Raw genomic sequence first — 23,008 nt, 5'->3', positions numbered from 1 at the left:
CGGTACCCCGTGCGGGGTACCGGCCCTTGTCAGCTGAAGGGCGTGATCAGTGCACGTTGCCCATGAGCTTGATGACGTTCTTGCGGTACATCACCAGCGCGACACCGGCCACGATCGCCGCGGCGCCCTGGATCGCGAAGTACCAGGTGCTGCCGGTGGCGTTGCCCAGACCCAGCTGGATGATCGCCGCGACGCAGTCGCCCGCCGTGACGGCGAGGAACCAGATACCCATCATCTGGCTGGCGTACTTCGCCGGGGCCAGCTTGGTGGTGACCGACAGGCCGACCGGGGAGAGGGTCAGCTCGCCGACCGTCTGCACCAGGTAGACCAGCGCCAGCCAGAGCGGCGAGACCTTGACGCCACCGGAGGCGGCGGCCATCGCCAGCATCATCACCAGGAAGGAGGCGCCGATCATCAGCAGACCGATGGCGAACTTCATGGTGGTGCTGGGGTTCTTCATGCGCCGGGCCAGCCAGACCCAGAGCCAGGCGAAGACCGGGGCCAGCGCCATGATGTACAGCGGGTTCAGCGACTGGAACCAGCTGGACGGGAACTTCCAGCCCAGGATCGACAGGTTGGTGCTGCTGTCGGCGAAGACGCTCAGCGTCGAACCGGACTGGTCGTAGATCATCCAGAAGACGGCCGCCACCACGAAGAACCAGATGTAGCCGCGGATCTTCGAGTGGTCGTCCGCGCTCAGGTCCTTGTCGCGCTTGATCCGGGCGAACACCACGATCGGAATCGCGATACCGGCGATCGACAGCGGCCAGACCGCCCAGTTGATGGTGAAGGTGCCGCTCAGCACGACGACGCCGTAGAAGACCGCGGCCAGGGCCAGCCAGAAGGCGCCCTTGCGCAGAATGGTGCTCTTCTCGGCCGCGCTGATCGGCGAGCTGACCACGCTGCTCTTCGGGCTGAGGTGGCGGGTGCCGAACAGGTACTGGCTGAGGCCGAGCGCCATGCCGATACCGGCGAGGGCGAAGCCGAGGTGCCAGTCGACGCTCTGTCCGACGGTGCCGATGACCAGCGGGGCGGCGAAGGCACCGAGGTTGATGCCCATGTAGAAGATGGTGAAGCCGCCGTCGCGACGCGGGTCGTTGGGACCCTCGTAGAGGTGGCCGACCATCGTCGAGATGTTCGCCTTGAGCAGGCCGGAGCCGACCGCGATGAAGACCAGGCCCACGAAGAAGGAGGCCTCGACCGGCACGGCCAGCAGGAAGTGGCCGATCATGATGATCGCGCCGCCGAGGGCGACCGTCTTGCGGGCGCCGAGGAACCGGTCGGCGATCCAGCCGCCGGGCAGGGCGAGCAGGTACACCATCGCGTTGTAGACGCTGTAGACGGCGGTCGCCGTGGCGACCGGCATCCCGAGACCGCCGTGCTTGTGATCGGCGACCATGTAGATCACCAGCAGGGCGCGCATGCCGTAGAAGCTGAAGCGCTCCCACGTCTCGGTCATGAAGAGCGTGGCGAGTCCTCGGGGGTGCCCGAAGAAGGTCTTGCCGCCAGGCGGAGCCGGCGTGATGCCGGCGTCCAGGGTGGTGGTTGACGCCATCAGTAGTGGTTCCTTGCCTGAGTCTGACTGGGACGCGCGCCAAGGGGGGTGAAGGCGGGCGTCCGAACACCGCGGGGCATCTGCACGACTTCTGGGGGGCAGGGAGCATCCGCAGCGCACGACACGGGGACGCGACTACTGTACGTCCGGTTTTTCAGTGACATCGGCGCATAAAAGACACCAAAACGGTAACGGCGTCGCAAAGTTCTACGCGCGGCGATCGTGCCAATCGATGGCAGTTTGCCATCTTATCCTTTGAAGCCATGGTCCAAGTGCGAGATCTCCGCCTCGGCCGGGTGCTCAACCGGGCGATTGCCCGATCCCGCCGCCGGTTCCCGTGGTCACCCGCTGTGAACTACTTCACACCGCCAACCGGCCGTGCGCCGCACCTCCGCGGCGACGCGATCCGGCCCGCCGCCGACCGCATCCGGCCCGGCGCGGCGCGGGTTGATCCAGGGCGACGATCAGCAGTGCCCGGGCGGACTACCATCGCCCCATGACCTGTGTGCTGCTCGCCGAGGACGATCCCGCAATCTCGGAACCACTCGCCCGTGCGCTGCGGCGCGAGGGCTATGAGGTGCTCGTCCGGGAGGACGGCCCGTCAGCCCTGGAAGCCGGCCTGGAAGAAGAGGTCGACCTGGTCGTCCTGGACCTCGGTCTGCCGCGGATGGACGGTCTCGAGGTCTGCCGCCGGCTGCGCGCCGACGGCAAGAGCTGCCCCGTCCTGGTGCTCACCGCGCGCGCCGACGAGGTGGACACCGTGGTCGGCCTGGACGCCGGCGCCGACGACTACGTGACCAAGCCGTTCCGGCTGGCCGAGCTGCTGGCCCGGGTCCGGGCGCTGCTGCGGCGCGGCAACGTCGACTCGCTCTCCACCGGCGCGCACGGCGTGCGGATCGACATCGAGTCGCACCGCGCCTGGGTCGGCGAGGAGGAGCTGACGCTCTCCGCCAAGGAGTTCGAGCTGCTGCGGGTCCTGGTGCGGGATGCCGGCCGGGTGGTCACCCGCGAGGACATCATGCGCCAGGTCTGGGACACCACGTGGTGGACCTCGACCAAGACGCTGGACATGCACATCTCCTGGCTGCGCAAGAAGCTCGGCGACGACGCCACCAACCCGCGCTACATCGCCACCGTCCGCGGGGTCGGCTTCCGCTTCGAGAAGAACTAGTTCGAGAAGAACTGAAGAGCCAGGTCAGTAGTGGTAGCGGGCCTTGAGGATCTTGATCTCCTTCTCGTCGGCCCGGTACACCAGTCGATGCTCGTCGTCGATCCGCCGGGACCAGTAGCCGGCCAGGTCACCCTTGAGGGGCTCTGGCTTGCCGATTCCGGTGAAGGGGTCACGTTGGATCTCGCCGATCAGGCGGGTGATCCGCTGCGCCATCTTCCGGTTCGACCCGAGCCAGAAGAGGAAGTCCTCCCAGCCGTCCGGGTCGAAGTGGACACTCCTCATACCTCACCGGCCAGGGCTTCCAGCTCCTCCATGGTCTTGCTGACCGCCGGGCTGGATGCCTTGTCCCTGGCGACGGCTTCCATGAGCCGCCTGGCGTTGGCGGGCGACCGCAGAAGGTAGATGGTCTCCTGCCATGAGTCGTAGTCGTCGGCCGACATGAGGACCGCGTCGCCGGCCTTCGAGGTGATCCGCACGGGAGTGTGGTCGTCGTTCACCTGCTGGATCAGAGGGAAGAGGCGTGCCCTCGCGTCACTGGCGCTTATGGCCATGGCTGCTCTCCATCTACATCAATAGGCCGTACTGACCTGGTACGAGTTAACGGTACCAGTCATGTACGTTTCTTGAGGGCCTCGACGGCCGGTCACAGGCGGCTACGCTGAGCTGGACACATTCCGAAACTGATCGCAGGGCCGCTTCGTGAAACGCAGGATGATCAACTCGCTGCTGGGCGTGGTCCTGGTGGTCGTGGTGGTGTTCTGCGTTCCGCTGGCCCTGGTCGAGAAGCAGACCATCGTCAACGCCGCCCAGGACCGGGTGGACGCCACCGCGCTGCGGGTGGCCGGCCTGGTCGAGAACCGGCTGGCGGCCGGCGAGCCGGTGACCAGCGAGCGGATCGGCAGCCAGGTCACCGAGGGCTCGTACACCGAGATCCAGATCCCCGGCATGCCGCTGATCACGATCGGCACGAAGCCCTCCGGCAGCCACCCGCTGACGGCCACCGAGTCCGGGGCGAGCGGCGAGTCGGTGACCGTCGAGCAGTCCCGCACCGACGTCGAGCACGAGATCGGCAACATGCTGCTGCTGCTCGGCGCGGTGGCGCTGCTCGCCGTGCAGGCGGCCGTCGCGCTGGCCGTCTGGCAGGCCAAGCGGCTGGCCCGGCCGCTGACCGACCTCGCCGAGACCGCCGAACGCCTGGGCTCCGGCGACCCGCGCCCGCGCGACCGCCGCTACGGCGTGCCCGAGCTGGACCGGGTCGCCGAGGTGCTGGACGCCAGCGCCGAGCGGATCGCCCGGATGCTCACGGCCGAGCGCCGGCTGGCCGCCGACGCCTCGCATCAGCTGCGCACCCCGCTCACCGCGCTCTCCATGCGGCTGGAGGAGATCACCGCGCTGGCCCAGGAGCCGGACACCGTCCGCGAGGAGGCCACCATCGCGCTGCAGCAGGTCGAGCGGCTCACCGACGTCGTGCAGCGGCTGCTCACCAACCAGCGCGACACGCACGGCCCCACCGCCGGCGGCTTCGACCTGGACGAGGTGATCAAGCAGCAGCGCGAGGAGTGGGGCCCGTCCCTGCGCGGCACCGGACGGCGGCTGGTGATCGAGGGCCTGAGCGGGATCACCGCGCTCGGCACCCCCGGGACGGTCTCCCAGGTGCTCGCGACGCTGATCGAGAACACCCTGATGCACGGCGCCGGCACGGTCACCCTGCGGGTGCGGGCCTCGGGCAGCTCGGTGGTGATCGAGGTGCAGGACGAGGGCACCGGCGTGCCGGCCGAGCTCGGCAACCGGGTCTTCGAGCGGGCCGTCAGCGGCCACAACTCCACCGGCATCGGCCTCGCGGTCGCCCGCGACCTCGCCGAGGCGGACGGCGGGCGGCTGGAGCTGCTGGCGCTTCAGCCGCCGGTCTTCGCGCTCTTCCTGGGACGGGTCGCCACCAGGTAGCCACGGACTACTTGGCGTACTGGGCGGTCTCCTCGACGGCCGGCACGCGCTCGACCTGGCTGACGATCTTGATGTCCTGCGCCTCGGGCTCGGCCAGCTCCGGAAGCGCCTTGAAGACCCAGGTGCGGTAGGAGAAGAAGCGGAACAGGGTGCCGAGGCCGGTGCCGAACGCCTTGGAGACGTTGTAGGCGATCGTGCCGTGCAGGCCCAGCGTGTAGGTCGAGAACCAGAGCGTGCCGTTCTCGATCAGCATGCCGATGGCGCTGAAGATCAGGAAGAGGGTGATCTCGCGGCGCCGCGAGGCCGCGTCACTGTCGCGGTAGACCCAGTAGCGGTAGCCGAGGTAGTTGACCACGATGGCGACCACCGTGCCGATCACCGAGCACCGCACCGGAGCCCAACCCGTCGCGTGGATCGCGACGTTGGAGACACCGAAGTTCACGAAGATGCCGACCAGACCGACTATCGCGAACTTGGCGACCTCGCCGGAGGCGCCGCGCAGCCGCTGCAGCAAGGAGGGACTCTGGTGAGCGTCGGTGCTGGTCATCGGTCGAAGTCTCCTGTGCCTGCTCAACGAGAGGAATGCAGTGTTCGCGCGGACCCAGCCCGCGCGTCACGAGCCCCTCGGCGCGGGTGCACGATCAGAACAGTGCCCGGTGGGGTCCGGCCATCCAGGCTACCGGCACTTCCTGAGGGCTTCCCGCGAGCTTCCCCCGTACCAGGGCCCGCGGGCGGCCGCGCCGGGCGCCCCGGTCGCCGGTGCACCGGCCCCGACCGGCCCGGATATCCTGGCAGCGTGACTTTCCCGGGCAGCGCAAAATTTCCAGTGGTGGGCATGGTCGGCGGCGGACAGCTGGCGCGCATGGCACACCAGGCCGGCATCCCGCTCGGAGTGCGGTTCAAGCTCCTCGCCGACACGCCGCAGGACTCCGCCTCGCAGGTCGTCTCCGACGTCGTGCTCGGTGACTACCGGGACCTGGAGACCCTGCGCCGCTTCGCGGCCGACTGCGACGTGGTCACCTTCGACCACGAGCATGTCCCCACCGAACACCTGCGCGCGCTGCAGGCCGACGGCATCGCGGTGCGGCCCGGTCCGGCGGCGCTGGTGAACGCCCAGGACAAGGGCGTCATGCGGGCCACCCTGGACGCCATCGGCGTGCCCTGCCCGCGCCACCGCCTGGTCGCCGACCCGGCAGACGTGACCCGCTTCGCGGAGGAGGGGACGGGCTACCCCGTCGTCCTGAAGACCGTCCGCGGCGGCTACGACGGCAAGGGCGTCTGGGTCGTCGACAACGAGGAGCAGGCGCAGGCGCCGTTCCTGGCGGGCGTCCCGGTGCTGGCCGAGGAGAAGGTCGACTACGTCCGCGAGCTCGCCGCCAACGTGGTCCGCTCGCCCAGCGGCCAGGCCGTCGCCTACCCCGTGGTGGAGAGCCTCCAGGAGAACGGCGTCTGCGCCGAGGTCACCGCCCCCGCCCCCGACCTCGACCCCGCGCTCGCCGGGGAGGCCCAGGCGCTGGCGCTGCGGATCGCCGGCGAGCTGGACATCACCGGGCACCTGGCCGTCGAGCTGTTCCAGACCCGGGACGGCCGGATCCTGGTCAACGAGCTCGCCATGCGTCCGCACAACTCCGGGCACTGGACGATCGACGGCGCGGTCACCTCGCAGTTCGAGAACCACCTGCGCGCGGTGCTCGACCTCCCGCTCGGCGACCCGCGCCCGCGCGCCCCCTGGACGGTGATGGTCAACGTCCTCGGCGGCGACTATCCCGACATGTACCACGCCTTCCTGCACTGCATGGCCCGCGATCCCGGCCTGCGGATCCACATGTACGGCAAGGACGTGAAGCCCGGCCGCAAGGTCGGCCACGTCACCGTCTTCGGGGACGACCTCGACGACGTGCGCGAGCGCGCCCGCCACGCGGCCGCTTACCTGAGAGGAACCATCACCGAATGAGTGCCCACCCGTCGCCCGGCCACCACCCCTATGCGGGCGCTGGCGCGCACACCTCCTCTGCTCCCGTTGTCGGCATCGTCATGGGCTCCGACTCCGACTGGTCGGTGATGGAGGCCGCCGCCCAGGCACTGGACGAGTTCGAGATCGGCTACGAGGTCGACGTGCTGTCCGCGCACCGGATGCCGCGCGAGATGATCGCGTACGGCGAGAACGCCCACAAGCGCGGCCTCAAGGCGATCATCGCCGGCGCGGGCGGCGCGGCCCACCTGCCGGGCATGATGGCCTCGGTGACCCCGCTCCCGGTGATCGGCGTCCCGGTGCCGCTGCGCTACCTGGACGGCATGGACAGCCTGCTGTCGATCGTTCAGATGCCGGCCGGTGTGCCGGTGGCCACCGTCTCCATCGCGGGGGCGCGCAACGCGGGCCTGCTGGCGGTCCGGATGCTCGCCGCCTTCGACCCCGAACTCTCCGAGCGGATGGTCGACTTCCAGGCCGAGCTGAACACCCAGGCCACCGACAAGGGCAAGAAGCTGCGCGCCAAGGTCGCCGGGTCGAGCGCTTTCGGGTTCGGCAAGTAGCAGAATCGGGGGCCATGACCCCTGAACTGCTTGCCCAAGCCCGAGCCCTTCTCGCCGACTACCCGGTGGTGGACGGCCACAACGACCTCCCGTGGGCGATGCGCTCGCAGGCCGGCTACGACCTGGACGCCATCGACCTGGCGGCCGATCAGAGCCATCGCCTGCGCACCGACCTCGACCGGCTGCGCGCCGGCGGGGTCGGTGCGCAGTTCTGGTCGGTCTATGTGCGCTCGGACTTCGCCGGCGACCAGGCCGTCAGCGCCACCCTGGAGCAGATCGACTTCGTCCGCGCGCTGGTCGACCGGTTCCCCGACCGGCTCCAACTGGCGCTGACCGCCGACGACATGGAGGCGGCCCGGGCCGCCGGCCGGATCGCCTCGCTGATGGGCGCCGAGGGCGGGCACAGCATCAACTCCTCGCTGGCCACCCTGCGCGCCCTGCACCAGCTGGGCGTGCGGTACATGACGCTGACGCACAACGACAATGTGCCGTGGGCCGATTCGGCCACCGACGCGCCGGCCGCGGGCGGGCTCACCCGGTTCGGCGAGGAGGTCGTCCGGGAGATGAACCGGGTCGGCATGCTGGTCGACCTCTCGCACGTCGCCGCCTCCACCATGCGCGATGCGCTGCGGGTCAGCCAGGCGCCGGTGATCTTCTCGCACTCCTCGTCGCTGGCGGTCTGCGAGCACCCGCGCAACATCCCGGACGACGTGCTCGCCCAGCTGCCCGGCAACGGTGGTCTGGCGATGGCCACCTTCGTCCCCAAGTTCATCCTGCCCGCCGCCGTCGAGTGGACCGCGCTGGCCGACGCCAACATGGAGGCGCACGGCCTGCACGCGCTGGAGCACACCCCCGAGGCGATGAAGGTGCACCACGCCTTTGAGGCCGAGCACCCGCGCCCGCTCGCCACCGCCGCCACCGTCGCCGACCACCTGGACCACATGCGCGAGGTGGCCGGCATCGACCACCTGGGCATCGGCGGCGACTTCGACGGCACCGCCTTCGTCCCGGCCGACCTCGGCGACGTCGCCGGCTACCCCAATCTGCTCGCCGAGCTCCTCGGCCGCGGCTGGTCCCAGGCCGACCTCGCCAAGCTGACCTGGCAGAACGCCGTCCGGGTCCTGCGCGCCGCCGAGGACGTGGCACGCGGGCTGCAGCTCACCCGCCGCCCCTCCATCGCGACCCGGGAGCAGCTGGACGCGCTCTGACCCAGCGCTCTGACCCAGCGCTACGGCAGCAGCGGTATCTCGATCGCCGGGCAGCGGTCCATCACCATCGTCAGACCGGCCGCCGTGGTGCGCTGGTACGCCGCCTCGTCGATCACGTCGAGCTGGAACCAGACCGCCGCGGCGCCGGCCGCCACGGCCTCATCGGCCACCTGCCCGGCCAGGTCACTGCGGACGAAGACGTCCACGACGTCGACCGGGAAGGGGATGTCGGCCAGCGTGGCGTACCCCTGCTCGCCGAGCACGGTCTCCGCCTTCGGGTGCACGGGCACCACGCGTTTGCCGAAGCGCTGCAGCACCTGCGCGACCCCGTACGCGGCGCGGCGCTCATTGCTGGACAGGCCGACCACCGCCCAGGTGTCCCCGGTCGTGGTCAGGATCTCGCGCGCGGTCGCCTGGTCCCGGTATTGCGGCATGCTCGTCATGCGAGCTTCAACCACGCCCCCAAGGGCGGCATTCCGTCGTCGGCGCAGTTAGCTCGGACGGCCCATCGCGCGGTACGTCCAGCCCGCGGCGCGCCAGGCGTCGGCGTCCAGCACGTTGCGTCCGTCCAGCAGCCGGCGCTCGGCGACCAGGGCGCCCAGCTCGGCCGGGTCCAGCTCGCGGAACTCCTGCCACTCCGTCAGGTGCAGCACCACATGGGCGCCCTCGACGGCCTCCAGCGGGGTGTCCGCATAGGAGAGGCTGGGGAACATCTTGCGGGCGTTGTCCATTGCCTTGGGGTCGTAGACCGTGACCTGCGCGCCCTGCAGCTGGATCTGCGCGGCCACGTTGAGCGCGGGCGAGTCGCGGATGTCGTCCGAGTTCGGCTTGAAGGCGGCGCCGAGGACGGCCACCCGGCGGCCGAGGAAGCCGCCGCCGCACTGCTCGCGGGCCAGCTCCACCATCCGGCTGCGGCGCCGCATATTGATCGAGTCGACCTCGCGCAGGAAGGTCAGCGCCTGATCCGCGCCCAGTTCGCCGGCCCGCGCCATGAAGGCCCGGATGTCCTTGGGCAGGCAGCCGCCGCCGAAGCCGAGCCCGGCCTGCAGGAACCGTCCGCCGATCCGCTCGTCGTAGGAGAGCGCCTTGCTCAGCTGGTTGACGTCCGCGCCCGCGCTCTCGCAGACCTCGGCCATCGCGTTGATGAAGGAGATCTTGGTCGCCAGGAAGGAGTTGGCGGCGGCCTTGACCAGCTCGGCGGTGGCGAAGTCGGTGACCACCAGCGGCACGCCGTCGGCCATCGGCGTCGCGTACACCTGGCGCAGCAGCTCCTCGGCCCGGCCGCCGTCGCGCACGCCGACCACGATCCGGTCGGGGTGCAGGGTGTCGCCGACCGCGAAGCCCTCGCGCAGGAACTCCGGGTTCCAGGCCAGTTCGACGCCCTCTCCGGCCGGTGCCAGCGCCTGCAGCCGCTCCAGCAGCCGGCTCGCACTGCCCACCGGGACGGTGGACTTGCCGACCACCAGGGTGGGCCGGGTCAGATGTGGCGCCAACGAGTCCACCGCCAGGTCGACATAACTCATGTCGGCGGCGAACTCCCCCTTCTTCTGCGGGGTGTTGGTGCAGATGAAATGGACGTCGGCGAACTCGGCGACCTCCTGGGAGGAGTCCGTGAAGCGCAGCCGCCCGGTCGAACCCTGGTGTCCCACGACGTGCTTGAGCAGCAGCTCGGAGAGCCCGGGCTCATACATCGGCACATGGCCGGCGGCGAGCGAGGCGAGCTTCTCGGGGTCGATGTCCATCCCCAGCACCTCGAAGCCCAGTTCCGCGAGGCAAGCGGCGTGAGTGGCGCCGAGATAGCCGGTACCGATCACCGAGATGCGCAGGGCCACGGACTTCCCCTTTGAGGGTTAGGACGAGTCAGGAGCTGATGGTATCCGCTCGGTATCGACCGACTTCCGTCGTAGGCCGATCTACCGGGAACCTCGGTGGATACCGTGTCGTGCATGTCACGTCCGGTCTAGGCAGGGCGCGGGCCTAGAATTAGGATCTACTTAACGGTAGTTAACGGTGTTGACCAAAGGGGCAATAGACCATGGCGAGCAGTTCGGACTTCGACCTCTTCCGTCTCTCGGAGGAGCACGACATGCTCCGGGAGGCGGTGCGCTCGCTGGCCGAGGCCAAGATCGCCCCCTTCGCGGCTGACGTCGACGAGCACAGCCGCTTCCCGCAGGAGGCGCTGGACGCCCTGCAGGCCAACGACCTGCACGCGGTGCACGTCCCGGAGGTGTACGGCGGCGCCGGCGCGGACGCGCTGGCCACCGTGATCGTGATCGAGGAGATCGCCCGGGTCTGCGCCTCGTCCTCGCTCATCCCCGCGGTCAACAAGCTCGGCTCGCTGCCGGTGCAGCTCTCCGGCTCCGAGGAGCTGAAGCAGAAGTACCTGGGCGCGCTGGCCCGCGGCGAGGGCATGTTCTCGTACTGCCTCTCCGAGCCGGACGCCGGTTCGGACGCCGCCGGTATGAAGACCCGCGCGGTGCGCGACGGCGACTTCTGGGTGCTCAACGGCGTCAAGCGCTGGATCACCAACGCGGGCGTCTCCGAGTTCTACACCGTCATGGCGGTCACCGACCCCGAGAAGCGCTCCAAGGGCATCTCGGCCTTCGTGGTCGAGAAGGGCGACGAGGGCGTCTCCTTCGGCGCACCGGAGAAGAAGCTCGGCATCAAGGGCTCGCCGACCCGCGAGGTCTACCTGGACAACGTCCGGATCCCCGCCGACCGCATGATCGGCGAGGAGGGCACCGGCTTCGCCACCGCGATGAAGACCCTCGACCACACCCGCGTCACCATCGCCGCCCAGGCCATCGGCATCGCCCAGGGCGCGCTCGACTATGCGGCGGGCTACGTCAAGGAGCGCAAGCAGTTCGGCAAGCCGATCGGCGAGTTCCAGGGCATCCAGTTCATGCTCGCCGACATGGCGATGAAGCTGGAGGCCGCCCGCCAGCTCACCTACGCCGCCGCCGCCAAGTCGCAGCGCACCGACGCCGACCTGACCTTCTTCGGCGCCGCCGCCAAGTGCTTCGCCTCGGACGTCGCGATGGAGGTCACCACCGACGCCGTCCAGCTCCTCGGCGGTTACGGCTACACCCGTGACTACCCGCTGGAGCGCATGATGCGCGACGCGAAGATTACGCAGATCTACGAGGGCACCAACCAGGTCCAGCGCATCGTGATGGCGCGCAACCTGCCGTAACCCGCCCTGCTCGGCACCGCGGCCCCTCCTCGATCCGTCGAGGAGGGGCCGCTGCGTTGGCCGGCTCACGTTCTCCGGCTCACGAGAAGGTCGGCACCGGGGTGTCGTTCTGGATCGCGGCGAAGACCTGCTTCGCCTTGGCGGTGTCCCACTTGACCGCCGACTCGCCCGTGGAGGTGTGGTAGTCCGGGTTGGCGATGGGGATGGTGATGCTCTTGCCGCTGCCCCCGCTGACGGTCTTCATCGCCTCGAAGAGCGAGCCGAGGTCGGTCAGGCCGGTGTTGTCGTCCACGATCAGCGTGCCCAGACCGGAGCTGATCAGCGGGTAGAGGGTGAACGGGTTGAGCAGCGTGGTCGGCGAGGCCGCCTGGTGGGCCAGCGCGCCGAGGAACTTCTGCTGGTTGCGCATCCGGCCGAGGTCCTGGTCGGCCATCTGGTGGCGCTGGCGGACGAAGGCGAGCGACTGGGTGCCGTTCAGGGTCTGGCAGCCGGCCTTGAGGTTGAGGCCGGAGTCCTGGTCCTGGATGGCCTGGGGGATGCACATGTCGACGCCGCCGACCGCGTCCACGATGCCGGCGAACCCGGCGAAGCCGATCTCGGCGTAGTGGTCGATGTGGATGCCGGTGTTGGTCTCCACGGTGCGGACCAGCAGCGGGCCGCCGCCGTTGTTGAAGGCCGAGTTGATCTTGGAGGTGGTGGCGGGGATGGTCCTGCCGCTGCCCGAGGTGTCCAGGTGGGACGGTATTGGCACCCAGGAGTCGCGCGGGATGCTCATCAGGGTGTTCCCGTTCGACCCGAGGTGCAGGATCATCATCGAGTCGCTGCGCTTGCCGCTGTCCGTGCCCGTGTGCATGGCGGTCTTCTGGGCGTCGGTCAGACCGTCCCGGCTGTCCGAGCCGACGATCAGCCAGTTGGTGCCCTTGCCGGCGGGCGGGCGGCCGTCGTACGAGGCGAGCACGTTCTGCTGGTTCAGCTTGGAGTCGGCCCAGAAGTAGGTGCCGACGGCGGTCGCGAGCACGGCGGTGACCAGGGCGAGGACGGTCACCGCGATCTTGCGGCGGCGCGGCCGGCGCGAGCGGGCCGCACCGCCCTGCCTGCTGTATCCAGTGCTGCCGCCGCCACTCGGGCGGCCCTCCTGCGACGTGTTCATGTCCCCGAGGATGCCCGATTCGTGCCCGTCCGATCCGCTTCGGACCGGCCCCCGGGGGCGCTTGTAGCAGAGTTGATGCAGGGTGGCGACGGTTCCGGCGCACGGTCACAGGCCGGCGCGGAACGCGCCCCGGGGAGCCGACCCTGAGCCGCCCGCCCGGGACCCTTAGGGGATGCGCTCACCGACCCGTACTTTTGTCCTCACCTTGGTTCCTCCCGGCGGATGACGATCCGTTCACCCCGGGCGCCTAGGTTGGAGGCATCCGCTCGACCTGGTGTGACACGGGGCTCGGGGGCGGGGGACCTAGACCTAGGAGCAACCAGTGACGACGGCAGCTGCAGCCGTGCAGACATCCGACAACCCCGGCGGCTCGCCCGCCAGTGCCGCCGCGGCGCGGCAGGTCACGAAGGCGTACGGCTCCGGGGAGACCCGGGTGACGGCGCTGGACGCAGTCGACGTGGACATCCAGCGCGGTCGCTTCACCGCGATCATGGGCCCCTCGGGCTCCGGCAAGTCCACCCTGATGCACTGCCTCGCGGGCCTGGACACGGTCACCGAGGGTCGGATCTGGATCGGCGACACCGAGATCACCGGCCTGAAGGACAAGCAGCTCACCAAGCTGCGCCGGGACAAGATCGGCTTCATCTTCCAGTCCTTCAACCTGCTGCCGACGCTCAACGCGCTGGAGAACATCACGCTGCCGATGGACATCGCCGGCCGCAAGGCCGACCAGGGCTGGCTGGACCAGGTGGTCGAGACCGTCGGCCTGGCCGACCGCCTCAAGCACCGGCCCACCCAGCTCTCCGGCGGCCAGCAGCAGCGCGTCGCGGTGGCCCGCGCACTGGCCGCCCGCCCCGAGATCATCTTCGGCGACGAGCCCACCGGAAACCTGGACTCCCGCTCCGGCTCCGAGGTGCTCACCTTCCTGCGTCGCTCGGTCGACGAGCTGGCCCAGACGATCGTCATGGTCACCCACGACCCGGTCGCCGCCGGCTATGCCGACCGCGTGCTCTTCCTCGCCGACGGCGTCATCGTCGACGAGATGCACGCCCCCACCGCCGACTCCGTCCTCGAACGCATGCGCCGCTTCGACGGCAAGCGCACCAGCTGAAGCGGGGTCAGGACTCATGCTGCTCAAGTTGTCCCTACGGAGCTTCCTTGCCCACAAGGGCCGGATGGTCCTCTCACTGATCGCCATCGTGCTGTCGGTCGCGTTCGTCTCCGGCACCCTGGTCTTCTCCAACACCGCCACCAGCACCTTCGACAAGCTCTTCGCCTCCACCGCCTCCGACGTCTCGGTCCAGGCCAAGCCCGACAAGATCGCGGGCGGCGGCGGCCAGGGCAGCGGCGACCAGAGCGCCAAGCCGCTGACCGTCCCGGCCGCGACGGTCGCCACGGTCGCCGCCCAGCCGGGCGTGAAGTCGGCCACCGGCGAGGTCATGGTCGGCAGCGCCACCCTGGTCAACCCGACCACCAACAAGTCGGTCGGTCCGACGTCCGGTGCGCCCACCCTGGTCGGCGCCTGGACCCCGACCCCGGGCAACCCGCTCAGGATCACCTCGGGCAGCGCCCCGACCGGGCCGCACCAGATCATGCTCGACGCGGACACCGCCAAGAAAGCCAAGCTCGACGTCGGCAGCCCGCTGCGGGTGATCACCACGATCGGCGACTACGACTTCACCATCTCCGGCATCGCCACCTTCACCACCACCAACCCCGGTGCGGCGATGGCGTTCACGGACGTCGCCACCGCCCAGAGCGACCTGCTCGGCAGCTCCGACTTCACCTCGGTGGAGACCTACGGCGACGGCAGCCGCACCAACGACCAGCTCAAGGCCGAGGTCTCGGCCGCCCTCGGCAGCGGCTTCCAGGTGAAGACCGCCGCCGAGCAGAAGGCCGACAGCTCGCAGAACCTCGGCTTCCTGAGCTTCATGAAGTACGCGATGCTCGGCTTCGCCGGCATCTCGCTGCTGGTCGGCGGCTTCCTGATCATCAACACCTTCTCCATGCTGGTCGCCCAGCGCACCCGTGAGATCGGGCTGATGCGCGCCATCGGCAGCAGCCGCCGGCAGATCAACCAGTCGGTGCTGCTGGAGGCGCTGCTGCTGGGCCTGCTCGGCTCCACCCTCGGCCTGCTGGCCGGCCTCGGCCTGGCCAAGGTGCTGATCCAGCTGATGAAGATGGCCGGGATGAACCTCCAGGGCTCGCTGCAGGTCGGCGCCAGCGTGCCGATCGCGGCCTATGCGATCGGCATCGTGATCACCGTGCTGGCCGCCTGGATCCCGGCCCGCCGGGCCGGCAAGATCTCGCCGATGGCCGCCCTGCGCGACCACGGCACCCCCAGCGAGGCCAGGGCCAACGCGATCCGCGCGATCGTCGGCCTGGTGCTGACGGCGGGCGGCGGCGCGCTGCTCGTGCTGGCGGCCGAGGCCAAGAAGGCCGCCACCGGCGGCGACTACCTGGGCCTGGGCGTGCTGCTGACGCTGATCGGCTTCGTGGTCCTCGGCCCGCTGCTCTCCACCACGGTGATCCGGGTGCTGGGCGCGCTGCTGCCCGCGCTGTTCGGCCCGTCCGGCAAGCTCGCCCAGCGCAACGCGATGCGCAACCCGCGCCGTACGGGTGCCACCGCGGCCGCGCTGATGATCGGTCTCTCCCTGGTGACCGGCGCCTCGGTGGTCACCTCGTCGATGGTCAGCTCGGCGACCGCCCAGATCGACAAGTCGGTCGGCGCGGACTACATCGTCAACTCGCGGACGGGTGGCCTCAGTCCGGCCATCGTGGCAGCCGCGAAGGGGGCCTCCGGCCTGGCGCACATCACCGAGGACAAGCAGCTCACCGCCGACATCACCGCCCCGGACGGCAAGATGACGCAGACCACGGTGGACGCGGCCTCGCCGACCTTCGTCGAGGACATCCACCTGCCGGTCTCGGCCGGTTCGCCGCAGGCGGCCTTCGCCGGTGGCATCTCGGTCGACCAGACCTACGCCCAGGCGCACAACCTCTCGATCGGCGACAAGCTCAGCCTCGACTACGGCAAGGGCCGCACCCAGAGCGTGCCGGTGGCGCTGATCACCACCGAGGGCAACTCGCTCTCGGACAGCCACTTCTTCACCAGCATCGACACGGTCACCCAGGCCGTCCCGGCGGCCGACCAGCCGCTGCCGAGCATGCTGCTCGGCAAGGCCGCGCCCGGTGCGGATGTCGAGAAGACCCTCAGCTCGCTGCAGGACGCGCTCACCGCGTACCCGCAGGTCTCGGTCAAGGACCAGGCCGGCTACAAGAAGATCATCCAGGACAGCGTCAACCAGCTGCTCTACATGGTGTACGGCCTGCTCGGTCTGGCGATCGCGGTCGCGGTGCTCGGAGTGGTCAACACCCTGGCCCTGTCCGTGGTGGAGCGCACCCGTGAGATCGGTCTGCTCCGGGCGATCGGCCTGTCGCGGCGTCAGCTGCGCCGGATGATCCGGCTGGAGTCGGTGGTCATCGCCCTCTTCGGTGCCCTGCTCGGTACCGGCCTGGGCCTGGCCTGGGGGATCAGCTCGCAGAAGGTGCTGGCCACCCAGGGCCTGGACACGCTGACCGTGCCGGTGAGCACCATCGTGGTGATCCTGCTGCTCTCCGCACTGGTCGGGCTGGGAGCCGCACTGCTGCCGGCCTTCCGGGCGGGCCGGATGAACGTCCTGGCGGCCATCGCCACGGACTGACCGCCCCCGAACTGCGCCGGTGGCCCCCGCGACGAGCGGGGGCCACCGGCGTTTCGCGCTTCCAGAGACGGCCCTCGGCGACGATCGCAAGGCGACACCGGTACGGTTGGCCCCGATGAACACCATGGCTGCTGAGGAGCTGCCGGCGGTCTCCGTGATCATGCCGGTGCTCGACGAGGAACGACACCTTTCCACCGCCGTCCGGCACATCCTTGAACAGGAGTACGCCGGTGACCTGGAGGTGGTGATCGCGCTCGGTCCCTCCACCGACCGGACCGACGCCATCGCCGCCGAACTGGCCGCGCAGGACCCCAGGGTCCGGACCGTGCCGAACCCCACCGGCCGCACCCCGGCCGGGCTGAACGCCGCGATCCGCGGCTCCAAGCACCCGATAGTGGTACGGGTGGACGGGCACGGCCTGCTGACGCCCGGCTACATCACCACCGCCGTGCGCCTGCTCGGAGAGATGGACGCGGCCAACGTCGGCGGCATCATGCACGCCGAGGGCGAGACCGAGTGGGAGAAGGCGGTCGCCACCGCGATGACCTCCAAGATCGGTGTCGGCAACGCGGCCTTCCACACCGGCGGCCTGGCCGGCCCGGCGGACACCGTCTACCTGGGCGTCTTCCGCCGCGAGGTGCTGGAGCGGCTGGGCGGCTACAACGAGGAGTTCATCCGCGCCCAGGACTGGGAGCTGAACTACCGCATCCGCCAGGACGGCGGCCTGATCTGGTTCACCCCGCAGCTGCGGGTCACCTACCGGCCGCGGCCCAGTGTCCGGGCGCTCGCCAAGCAGTACAAGGACTACGGCCGCTGGCGCCGGGTGGTGACCCGCTACCACCGCGGCTCGGTCAACCTGCGCTACCTCGCCCCGCCGGCCGCCCTGCTGGGCGTGCTGCTGGGCGGGCTGCTGGGCGCCGCCGTGCACCCGGCCTTCCTGGTGCTGCCCGCCGGCTACCTGCTCGGCATCCTCGGCGGCTCGGCGGTCGAGGGCCGCGGCCTGTCCCTCAAGGCCCGTGCCCAGCTGCCGCTGGCCCTGGCGACCATGCACCTGAGCTGGGGCTGGGGCTTCCTCACCTCCCCGCGCAAGCTGGCCCGCAAGGTGATCAACAGCACCTCGCCCGCCCCGGCCGCCCGCACCCACCAGTCCCAGTAGGTCGGCCGACCGCCGGTGTCCGGACTCGACCCGGACACCGGCGGCACGGGTGGGCTTCAGCCCAGGCGCAGGGTGACCCGCTCGGAGTCGATCCGGCTCTGCCACTGGTCGTCGGTCAGCGTCTCGGAGTTGCGGCACAGCACCACGGAGGCGCCGGCGGCGAGCGGCGCCAGCAAACCGGCCTCCAGCCCGGCCCAGTCGTCGTACGCCAGCGTGCTGAGCACCCGGCCGCCGCGTTCCAGGCCGAGCCGCCCGGCGCCCTCGCGGGCCAGCTGGACGGTCTGCTCGCCGCTCAACCGCAGCGGGAGCCCGTCCACCAGAGTCTCCAGCGCCGGCGACTCCGGGTCGACCGGCGAGTACGGCGCGAACCGGTCGCCCTGGCCGGGCACCTCGGCGGCGTAGTCGAGGAAGCCGTCCGGGCGCTGCGGGAAGCGGCCGCCCAGCGGGCGCAGCGCCAGGGCCACCCGTTCGCCGGTACAGGCCTGCGCCGCCTCCAGGCCGTCCGGCCCGCTGACCACCAGCCCGGCCTCGGCCGGGTCGCCGCCCGGCGCCGCGGTGACACCCACGGACCAGCAGGCCACCAGCCAGACGGCGGTCTGCCAGTGGGCGGGCAGCAGCAGCGCTGCGCGGTCCTCGGGACCGGCGTTCAGCTCGTCCTGCAGCAGGTTGGCGGTCTTGGCCACCCAGTTGTCGAACGTCCGGACGGAGAGTTCGACTCTCTCACCCGTGGCGTCGTCGTAGAACGTGACCAGGGGGCGGGCGGGGTCCTCACCGAGGGCGGCGCGCAGCAGCTCGGCGGGGGTGCGGGCGTCGGCAGCGAAAGGCGCATTCATGGTGCACCCCAGCCTAAGGCCTCGCCTGGGGGAGATGGGAGGGGCCCCGCGGGCCGTTCCTGCCTTGTCAAAGACCCGTCAGAAGTACTTGTGCGGACGGGTGGCGGGGTCGGCGATGTGGACCGATGATCCGGATTATGCGGATCTCTGTTCTCTCACTGATCGGGGCGGGCTGCACCGCCGCCCTGCTGTTGCAGGTCGCAGGCCCCGGGTCGGGCCTGTCGGTGGCCGACCAGGCCGACCCCGTGCACGGCACCGACCCGGGGATACCGGCGTCCGGTGCCGCCCGTACCACCAGCCTCGCGCTGGAAACGCCCGCCCGGGGGCCCCGCGCCGTCGGCGCGGAGCAGGACCTCACCGCGCGGGCCACGGCCGGCTACTCGCTGCTCGGCGTCAGCTGGGACGACCCGGCCGTCGCGCTGGACGGCGCCGTCCAGGTACGCACCCGCAGCGCCGGGCCCGGCGGCTGGAGCGGCTGGCGCTCGTTGCAGGCCGAGGACGAGGACCGTCCGGACACCGGTTCGGCCGAATCGACCGGTCCGCACGCGCGCGGCGCGACCGCCCCGCTCTGGGTCGGACCGAGCGACGGCGTCGAGGTCCGGGCGACCGGGCGCGGTGCGCTGCCGGCCGGGCTGCGCGTCGAGCTGGTGGACCCGGGCGCGGACGGCCCGGCGCGCGGCGGTGCGCTGGCGCCGCGGCTGCTGCCGAGGACCGACCAGGGCGCGCCGCGCCCCGGCATCGTGACCCGGGCCGGCTGGGGCGCCGACGAGTCGCTGCGCGCGTCGGGCTTCGTCTACACCGACGCCGTCAAAGTGGTCTTCGTCCACCACACCGACACCAGCAACGACTACGACTGCTCGGACAGCCCGAAGCTGATCCGCAGCATCTACCAGTACCACGTCCAGTCCAACGGCTGGCGCGACATCGGCTACAACTTCCTGGTCGACAAATGCGGCACCATCTACGAGGGCCGGGCCGGCGGCGTGGACCAGCCGGTACTGGGCGCGCACACGCTCGGCTTCAACACCGACTCCTCCGGCGTCGCCGCCCTCGGCACGTTCGACTCCGACGCGCCGCCGCAGGCCCAGCTCGACGGCATCGCCAAGATCACCGCCTGGAAGCTCGGCCTGACCGGCCGCGACGCCGGCGGCTCCGCCGACCTGGTCTCCGCCTCCGACGGCAGCCGCTACCCCACGGGCACGACGCACACCTTCGACGCGGTCTCCGGCCATCGCGACGCCTTCAACACCGACTGCCCGGGCGACGCCCTCTTCGGCCACCTGGGCGACCTGCGCGCCGAGGCGGCCCACCTCCAGGGCCGTTCCTGACGAGGTACAGACTGGACGGGTGAACGACGCCTCGTCCGAGCGCCGCTGGCAGCCCGGCCACCCTCTGGACCTGCACCGCACGCTCGCCCCGCTGCAGCGCGGCCCGGGCGACCCGGCCTGCCGGACCACCGGTGACGGCGCCGTCTGGCGGGCCTCGCGCACCCCGGCCGGGATCGGCACGCTGCGGGTGGCGAGCGCGTACGGCGAGGTGCTGGCGCAGGCCTGGGGACCGGGCGCCGAGTGGCTGCTCGACCGCCTGCCGCTGCTGCTCGGCTCGGCCGACGACCCGTCAGGGCTGCTGCTCCCGCCGGGCCCGCTGCGCGACGCGCAGCGGGCCAACCCGGGCCTGCGGCTCTGCCGGACGGGGCTGGTGCTGGAGTCGCTGGTGCCCGCGGTGCTGGAGCAGAAGGTCACCTCGGACGAGGCCTACCGGGCCTGGCGGTTGCTGCTGCGCGAGTTCGGCACCCCGGCGCCCGGCCCGGCGCCGGAGCTGCGGGTGCCCCCGTCGGCGCGTGAGTGGTGCCTGATCCCGTCCTGGGCCTGGCACCGGGCGGGTGTCGACCCCAAGCGCTCGGCCACCGTGGTGCGCGCCGCGCGGCTGGCGCCCCGGCTGGAGCAGGCATCGGGTCTGAGCGGCGCCGAGGCCGCCGCGCGGCTGACCGCGGTGCCGGGGGTGGGGGAGTGGACGGCGGCGGAGACCCTGCAGCGCTGCAACGGCGACCCTGACGCGGTCTCGGTCGGCGACTACCACCTGCCGGACATCGTCGGCTGGGCGCTGGCCGGCCGGCCCCGCTCGGACGACGCGCAGCTGCTCGAACTGCTCGCCCCCTACCAGGGCCACCGCCACCGGGTCTGCCGCCTGATCGCCCTCAGCGGCCTGCGTCCGCCGCGCTACGGCCCCCGGCTGGCGCCGAGCGACCACCGCGGGCGGTGATCACCGCACGAGCAGGAACGGCTCCGCCTCGCGGGCCGGCCGCTCCTTGGGCGCCGCCGCCGGGCGACCCACCGCGACCGCGCCCATCGGGTCCCACCCGGCGGGCAGGTCGAGCACCGCGCGCACGGTGTCCCGGCAGAACATCGTGGACGAGACCCAGGCCGATCCGTACCCCTCGCCGGCCAGCGTGACCAGCAGGTTCTGCACGGCCGCGCCGATCGCCACGGTGAACATCTCCCGCTCGGCGCCGGCCCGTCGGGCGTCGGGGTAGGCGTGCGACCCCTCGGTCACCAGGCACGGCACGACCACGTACGGCGCCGCGCGCAGCACCTCGCCGCGCGCGGTGCGCCGGGCCACCTTGGCCTCGTCCCAGCCGTCCAGCTCCCGCAGATCGCGCTGCCAGGCGGCGAGCATGGCGTCCAGCAGCGCGGTCCGCAGCTCGGCGGACTCCAGCAGCACGAAGCGCCACGGGGTGGTGTGGTGGGGAGCGGGCGCGGTGACGGCGGCGGCCACCGCGCGGCGCACGGCGGCCGGGTCGACCGGCTCGCTGGTGAACTCGCGGACGGTCCGACGCAGCGTCACCGCCTCGCGGACAGCCTCGGAGGTGCCGAGCCGGAACATGTCGTCCACGGCGGGGCGCACCAGCGGCCGGATGCCGTCGCCGTCCAGCTCGGTCACCAGCCGGGCCAGCCCGCGCACCAGCGCCACCGGGGTCCCGGTGGCCTTGCCCTTCACCAGGTCGCCGGCGGCGGCCAGTTCGTCGGCGGTGGCGGTCACCGTGAGAGCCAGCTCGTTGCCGTGGCTGTCGGCCTTGCCGCGGTGGTCCTCCAGCACATCCAGGCCCGCCGCGCCGATCGCCACGTCGGTCAGGCCGTTGCGCCAGGGCCGGCCGAAGGTGTCGGTCACGATCACCGCGACCTGGCGGCCGGTCAGCTCGCGCAGCCGCGCGCGCAGGGCGCGAGCCGAGGCGTCCGGGTCGGCGGGCAGCAGCAGCACGGTGCCCGGCGCGGTGTTGGAGGCGTCCACGCCGGCCGCGGCCATCACCAGGCCCTGCCGGTTCTCGACGATCCGGGTCGCGCCGCGCCGGGCGACCAGCCGGACGGCCTCGGCGTCGATCGCCGCCTCGCGGTCGGCGGCGTGCAGCAGTCGGCCCTCCGCCTTGCTGACGATCTTCGAGGTGACCAGCAGGATGTCCCCGTCGGCCAGCTCGGCGGCGGCCTTGGCGATCAGGGCGCCCAGGTCGGCACCCGGCTCGATCTCGGGCAGCCCGAGCACCGGCCGCACCTCGATCGACGCCGCCTCGCGGGCTGCCGCGGCAACCAGCGCCGTCACGCCCGGACCTGCTCGGCCAGCTTCAGCGCGGCTCGGGCCATCGCGGCGGTCGCGGCGGGGTCGGTCATCAGCAGCGGTACGGCCAGGCAGCGGATCCCGGCGCCGGTCACCGCGGGCACCGCCGCCGCGTCGGCCTCGTCCACCAGCCAGCCGTCCAGCAGGTCGGCGCCGTAGTGCAGGGCCACCGCCTCGGCGCTCGCCTCGACGCCCACCGCGGCGAGCACCTTGTCCGCCATCCCGCGCACCGGCGCGCCGCCGATGATCGGCGAGAGGCCCACCACCGGCGCGGCCGCGTCGGCCACCGCCCGCCGGATGCCCGGCACGGCCAGGATCGTCCCGATGCTCACCACCGGGTTGGACGGCGGCAGCAGGATCACGTCGGCGGCGGCGATCGCCTCCAGCACGCCCGGCGCGGGCGACGCGGTGTCCGCACCGACCGGGATGATCGCCTCGGCGTCCACGGCGGCGTGCAGCTTGACCCAGTACTCCTGGAAGTGCACCGCCCGGGTGCCCTCGCCGTCGGTGATCCGCACATGCGTCTCGACCCGGTCGTCGCTCATCGGCAGCAGCCGCACGCCGGGCTGCCAGCGGTCGCAGAGCGCCTCGGTGACCGCGCTCAGCGGGTAGCCGGCGCCGAGCATCTGGGTGCGCACGATGTGGGTGGCGAAGTCCTTGTCGCCGAGCCCGAACCAGGAGGGACCGACGCCGTAGGCGGCCAACTCGTCCTTGACCGCGTAGCTCTCCTCGGCCCGGCCCCAGCCCTGCTCCTCGTGGATGCCGCCGCCCAGCGTGTACATCACGGTGTCCAGGTCCGGGCAGACCTTCAGCCCGAAGAGATGGATGTCGTCCCCGGTGTTGCCGATGACGGTGATCTCGTCGCCGGGAGCGACCACGTCCTTGAGTCCGCGCAGAAAGCGCGCCCCGCCGATTCCGCCTGCCAGTGCCACGATGCGCATGCGCCCATCCTG

At 71.2% G+C, this 23,008-nt stretch carries 21 protein-coding genes; 11 read left to right on the top strand and 10 right to left on the bottom strand.

Annotation, left to right across the window (positions count from 1 at the left end):
- Positions 1-46: 46 nt before the first annotated feature.
- Positions 47-1,555 (bottom strand): oligopeptide:H+ symporter, encoded by a 1,509-nt coding sequence (locus P3T34_RS15245; protein ID WP_280666577.1) that lies wholly within the window; start codon positions 1,553-1,555, stop codon positions 47-49.
- Between the two features lie 496 nt (positions 1,556-2,051).
- On the opposite strand from P3T34_RS15245, the gene P3T34_RS15240 reads away from it, so the two are divergent.
- Complete coding sequence (locus P3T34_RS15240; protein WP_035801071.1) at positions 2,052-2,726, top strand: response regulator transcription factor; 675 nt, start codon at positions 2,052-2,054, stop codon at positions 2,724-2,726.
- Positions 2,727-2,750: 24 nt separating this feature from the next.
- On the opposite strand, the gene P3T34_RS15235 is transcribed toward P3T34_RS15240, so the two are convergent.
- Both P3T34_RS15235 and P3T34_RS15230 read right to left on the bottom strand, forming a co-directional pair.
- A complete protein-coding gene (locus P3T34_RS15235; protein ID WP_280666576.1) occupies positions 2,751-3,008 on the bottom strand; it encodes a Txe/YoeB family addiction module toxin in 258 nt (85 codons plus the stop codon).
- Positions 3,005-3,277 (bottom strand): type II toxin-antitoxin system Phd/YefM family antitoxin, encoded by a 273-nt coding sequence (locus tag P3T34_RS15230; protein ID WP_280666575.1) that lies wholly within the window; start codon positions 3,275-3,277, stop codon positions 3,005-3,007. The genes P3T34_RS15235 and P3T34_RS15230 overlap by 4 nt, the downstream gene beginning before the upstream one ends.
- Before the next feature lie 148 nt (positions 3,278-3,425).
- On the opposite strand from P3T34_RS15230, the gene P3T34_RS15225 reads away from it, so the two are divergent.
- Positions 3,426-4,670 (top strand): ATP-binding protein, encoded by a 1,245-nt coding sequence (locus P3T34_RS15225; protein WP_280666574.1) that lies wholly within the window; start codon positions 3,426-3,428, stop codon positions 4,668-4,670.
- Positions 4,671-4,677: 7 nt separating this feature from the next.
- Here the strand turns inward: P3T34_RS15225 and P3T34_RS15220 are convergent, their stop codons facing one another.
- A complete protein-coding gene (locus P3T34_RS15220; protein ID WP_280666573.1) occupies positions 4,678-5,217 on the bottom strand; it encodes a GtrA family protein in 540 nt (179 codons plus the stop codon).
- 249 nt (positions 5,218-5,466) lie between these two features.
- On the opposite strand from P3T34_RS15220, the gene P3T34_RS15215 reads away from it, so the two are divergent.
- The 3 genes from P3T34_RS15215 to P3T34_RS15205 are packed head-to-tail and all read left to right on the top strand — an operon-like array spanning position 5,467 to position 8,410.
- Positions 5,467-6,624 (top strand): 5-(carboxyamino)imidazole ribonucleotide synthase, encoded by a 1,158-nt coding sequence (locus tag P3T34_RS15215; protein WP_280666572.1) that lies wholly within the window; start codon positions 5,467-5,469, stop codon positions 6,622-6,624.
- Entirely contained in the window at positions 6,621-7,202 is a 582-nt protein-coding gene (gene purE / locus P3T34_RS15210; protein WP_280666571.1) for a 5-(carboxyamino)imidazole ribonucleotide mutase, read from the top strand. Before P3T34_RS15215 ends, purE begins: the two co-directional genes overlap by 4 nt.
- 14 nt (positions 7,203-7,216) lie before the next feature.
- Positions 7,217-8,410 carry a dipeptidase gene (locus P3T34_RS15205; protein ID WP_280666570.1) on the top strand — a complete coding sequence of 398 codons (1,194 nt, stop codon included), beginning with the start codon at positions 7,217-7,219 and terminating at the stop codon, positions 8,408-8,410.
- A 20-nt stretch (positions 8,411-8,430) separates the two neighbouring features.
- Here the strand turns inward: P3T34_RS15205 and P3T34_RS15200 are convergent, their stop codons facing one another.
- The gene (locus tag P3T34_RS15200) at positions 8,431-8,844 is read right to left on the bottom strand and encodes a CoA-binding protein (RefSeq protein ID WP_280666569.1); all 414 of its coding nucleotides are present in this window, start codon (positions 8,842-8,844) and stop codon (positions 8,431-8,433) included.
- Between the two features lie 57 nt (positions 8,845-8,901).
- Positions 8,902-10,242, bottom strand: coding sequence for a UDP-glucose/GDP-mannose dehydrogenase family protein (locus P3T34_RS15195; RefSeq protein WP_280666568.1), 1,341 nt, complete (start codon positions 10,240-10,242; stop codon positions 8,902-8,904).
- A gap of 203 nt (positions 10,243-10,445) precedes the next feature.
- On the opposite strand from P3T34_RS15195, the gene P3T34_RS15190 reads away from it, so the two are divergent.
- A complete protein-coding gene (locus tag P3T34_RS15190; RefSeq protein ID WP_280666567.1) occupies positions 10,446-11,603 on the top strand; it encodes an acyl-CoA dehydrogenase family protein in 1,158 nt (385 codons plus the stop codon).
- A gap of 79 nt (positions 11,604-11,682) precedes the next feature.
- Here P3T34_RS15190 and P3T34_RS15185 read toward each other — a convergent pair whose 3' ends face one another.
- On the bottom strand, positions 11,683-12,753 hold the full coding sequence (locus tag P3T34_RS15185; protein WP_280666566.1) for an LCP family protein: 1,071 nt from the start codon (positions 12,751-12,753) through the stop codon (positions 11,683-11,685).
- Positions 12,754-13,075: 322 nt separating this feature from the next.
- Here P3T34_RS15185 and P3T34_RS15180 point away from each other — a divergent pair, with 322 nt between their 5' ends.
- From P3T34_RS15180 to P3T34_RS15170, 3 genes are all read left to right on the top strand, one after another.
- Positions 13,076-13,864 carry an ABC transporter ATP-binding protein gene (locus P3T34_RS15180; protein WP_280666565.1) on the top strand — a complete coding sequence of 263 codons (789 nt, stop codon included), beginning with the start codon at positions 13,076-13,078 and terminating at the stop codon, positions 13,862-13,864.
- 64 nt (positions 13,865-13,928) lie between these two features.
- A complete protein-coding gene (locus tag P3T34_RS15175) occupies positions 13,929-16,457 on the top strand; it encodes an FtsX-like permease family protein (RefSeq protein ID WP_280666564.1) in 2,529 nt (842 codons plus the stop codon).
- Between the two features lie 124 nt (positions 16,458-16,581).
- Positions 16,582-17,613, top strand: a complete 1,032-nt coding sequence (locus tag P3T34_RS15170; RefSeq protein WP_280672114.1) for a glycosyltransferase family 2 protein — start codon at positions 16,582-16,584, stop codon at positions 17,611-17,613.
- A 56-nt stretch (positions 17,614-17,669) separates the two neighbouring features.
- Here the strand turns inward: P3T34_RS15170 and P3T34_RS15165 are convergent, their stop codons facing one another.
- The gene (locus P3T34_RS15165; RefSeq protein ID WP_280666563.1) at positions 17,670-18,446 is read right to left on the bottom strand and encodes a TIGR03089 family protein; all 777 of its coding nucleotides are present in this window, start codon (positions 18,444-18,446) and stop codon (positions 17,670-17,672) included.
- A 137-nt stretch (positions 18,447-18,583) separates the two neighbouring features.
- Between P3T34_RS15165 and P3T34_RS15160 the strand changes: the two genes are divergently transcribed.
- Both P3T34_RS15160 and P3T34_RS15155 read left to right on the top strand, forming a co-directional pair.
- Positions 18,584-19,774, top strand: coding sequence for a peptidoglycan recognition protein (locus P3T34_RS15160; RefSeq protein WP_280666562.1), 1,191 nt, complete (start codon positions 18,584-18,586; stop codon positions 19,772-19,774).
- Between the two features lie 19 nt (positions 19,775-19,793).
- Positions 19,794-20,708, top strand: coding sequence for a DNA-3-methyladenine glycosylase 2 family protein (locus P3T34_RS15155; RefSeq protein WP_280666561.1), 915 nt, complete (start codon positions 19,794-19,796; stop codon positions 20,706-20,708).
- Here the strand turns inward: P3T34_RS15155 and P3T34_RS15150 are convergent, their stop codons facing one another.
- Together P3T34_RS15150 and cofD are read right to left on the bottom strand one after the other, a co-directional pair.
- The gene (locus P3T34_RS15150) at positions 20,709-22,031 is read right to left on the bottom strand and encodes a coenzyme F420-0:L-glutamate ligase (RefSeq protein WP_280672112.1); all 1,323 of its coding nucleotides are present in this window, start codon (positions 22,029-22,031) and stop codon (positions 20,709-20,711) included.
- Between the two features lie 5 nt (positions 22,032-22,036).
- Entirely contained in the window at positions 22,037-22,996 is a 960-nt protein-coding gene (cofD, locus tag P3T34_RS15145; RefSeq protein ID WP_280666560.1) for a 2-phospho-L-lactate transferase, read from the bottom strand.
- Between the last annotated feature and the right edge of the window lie 12 nt (positions 22,997-23,008).

This window comes from Kitasatospora sp. MAP12-44, assembly GCF_029892095.1.
Taxonomy (GTDB): domain Bacteria; phylum Actinomycetota; class Actinomycetes; order Streptomycetales; family Streptomycetaceae; genus Kitasatospora.
The sequence above is the reverse complement of the archived record's forward strand: the minus strand, read 5'-3'. Positions and strand labels throughout refer to the sequence as shown.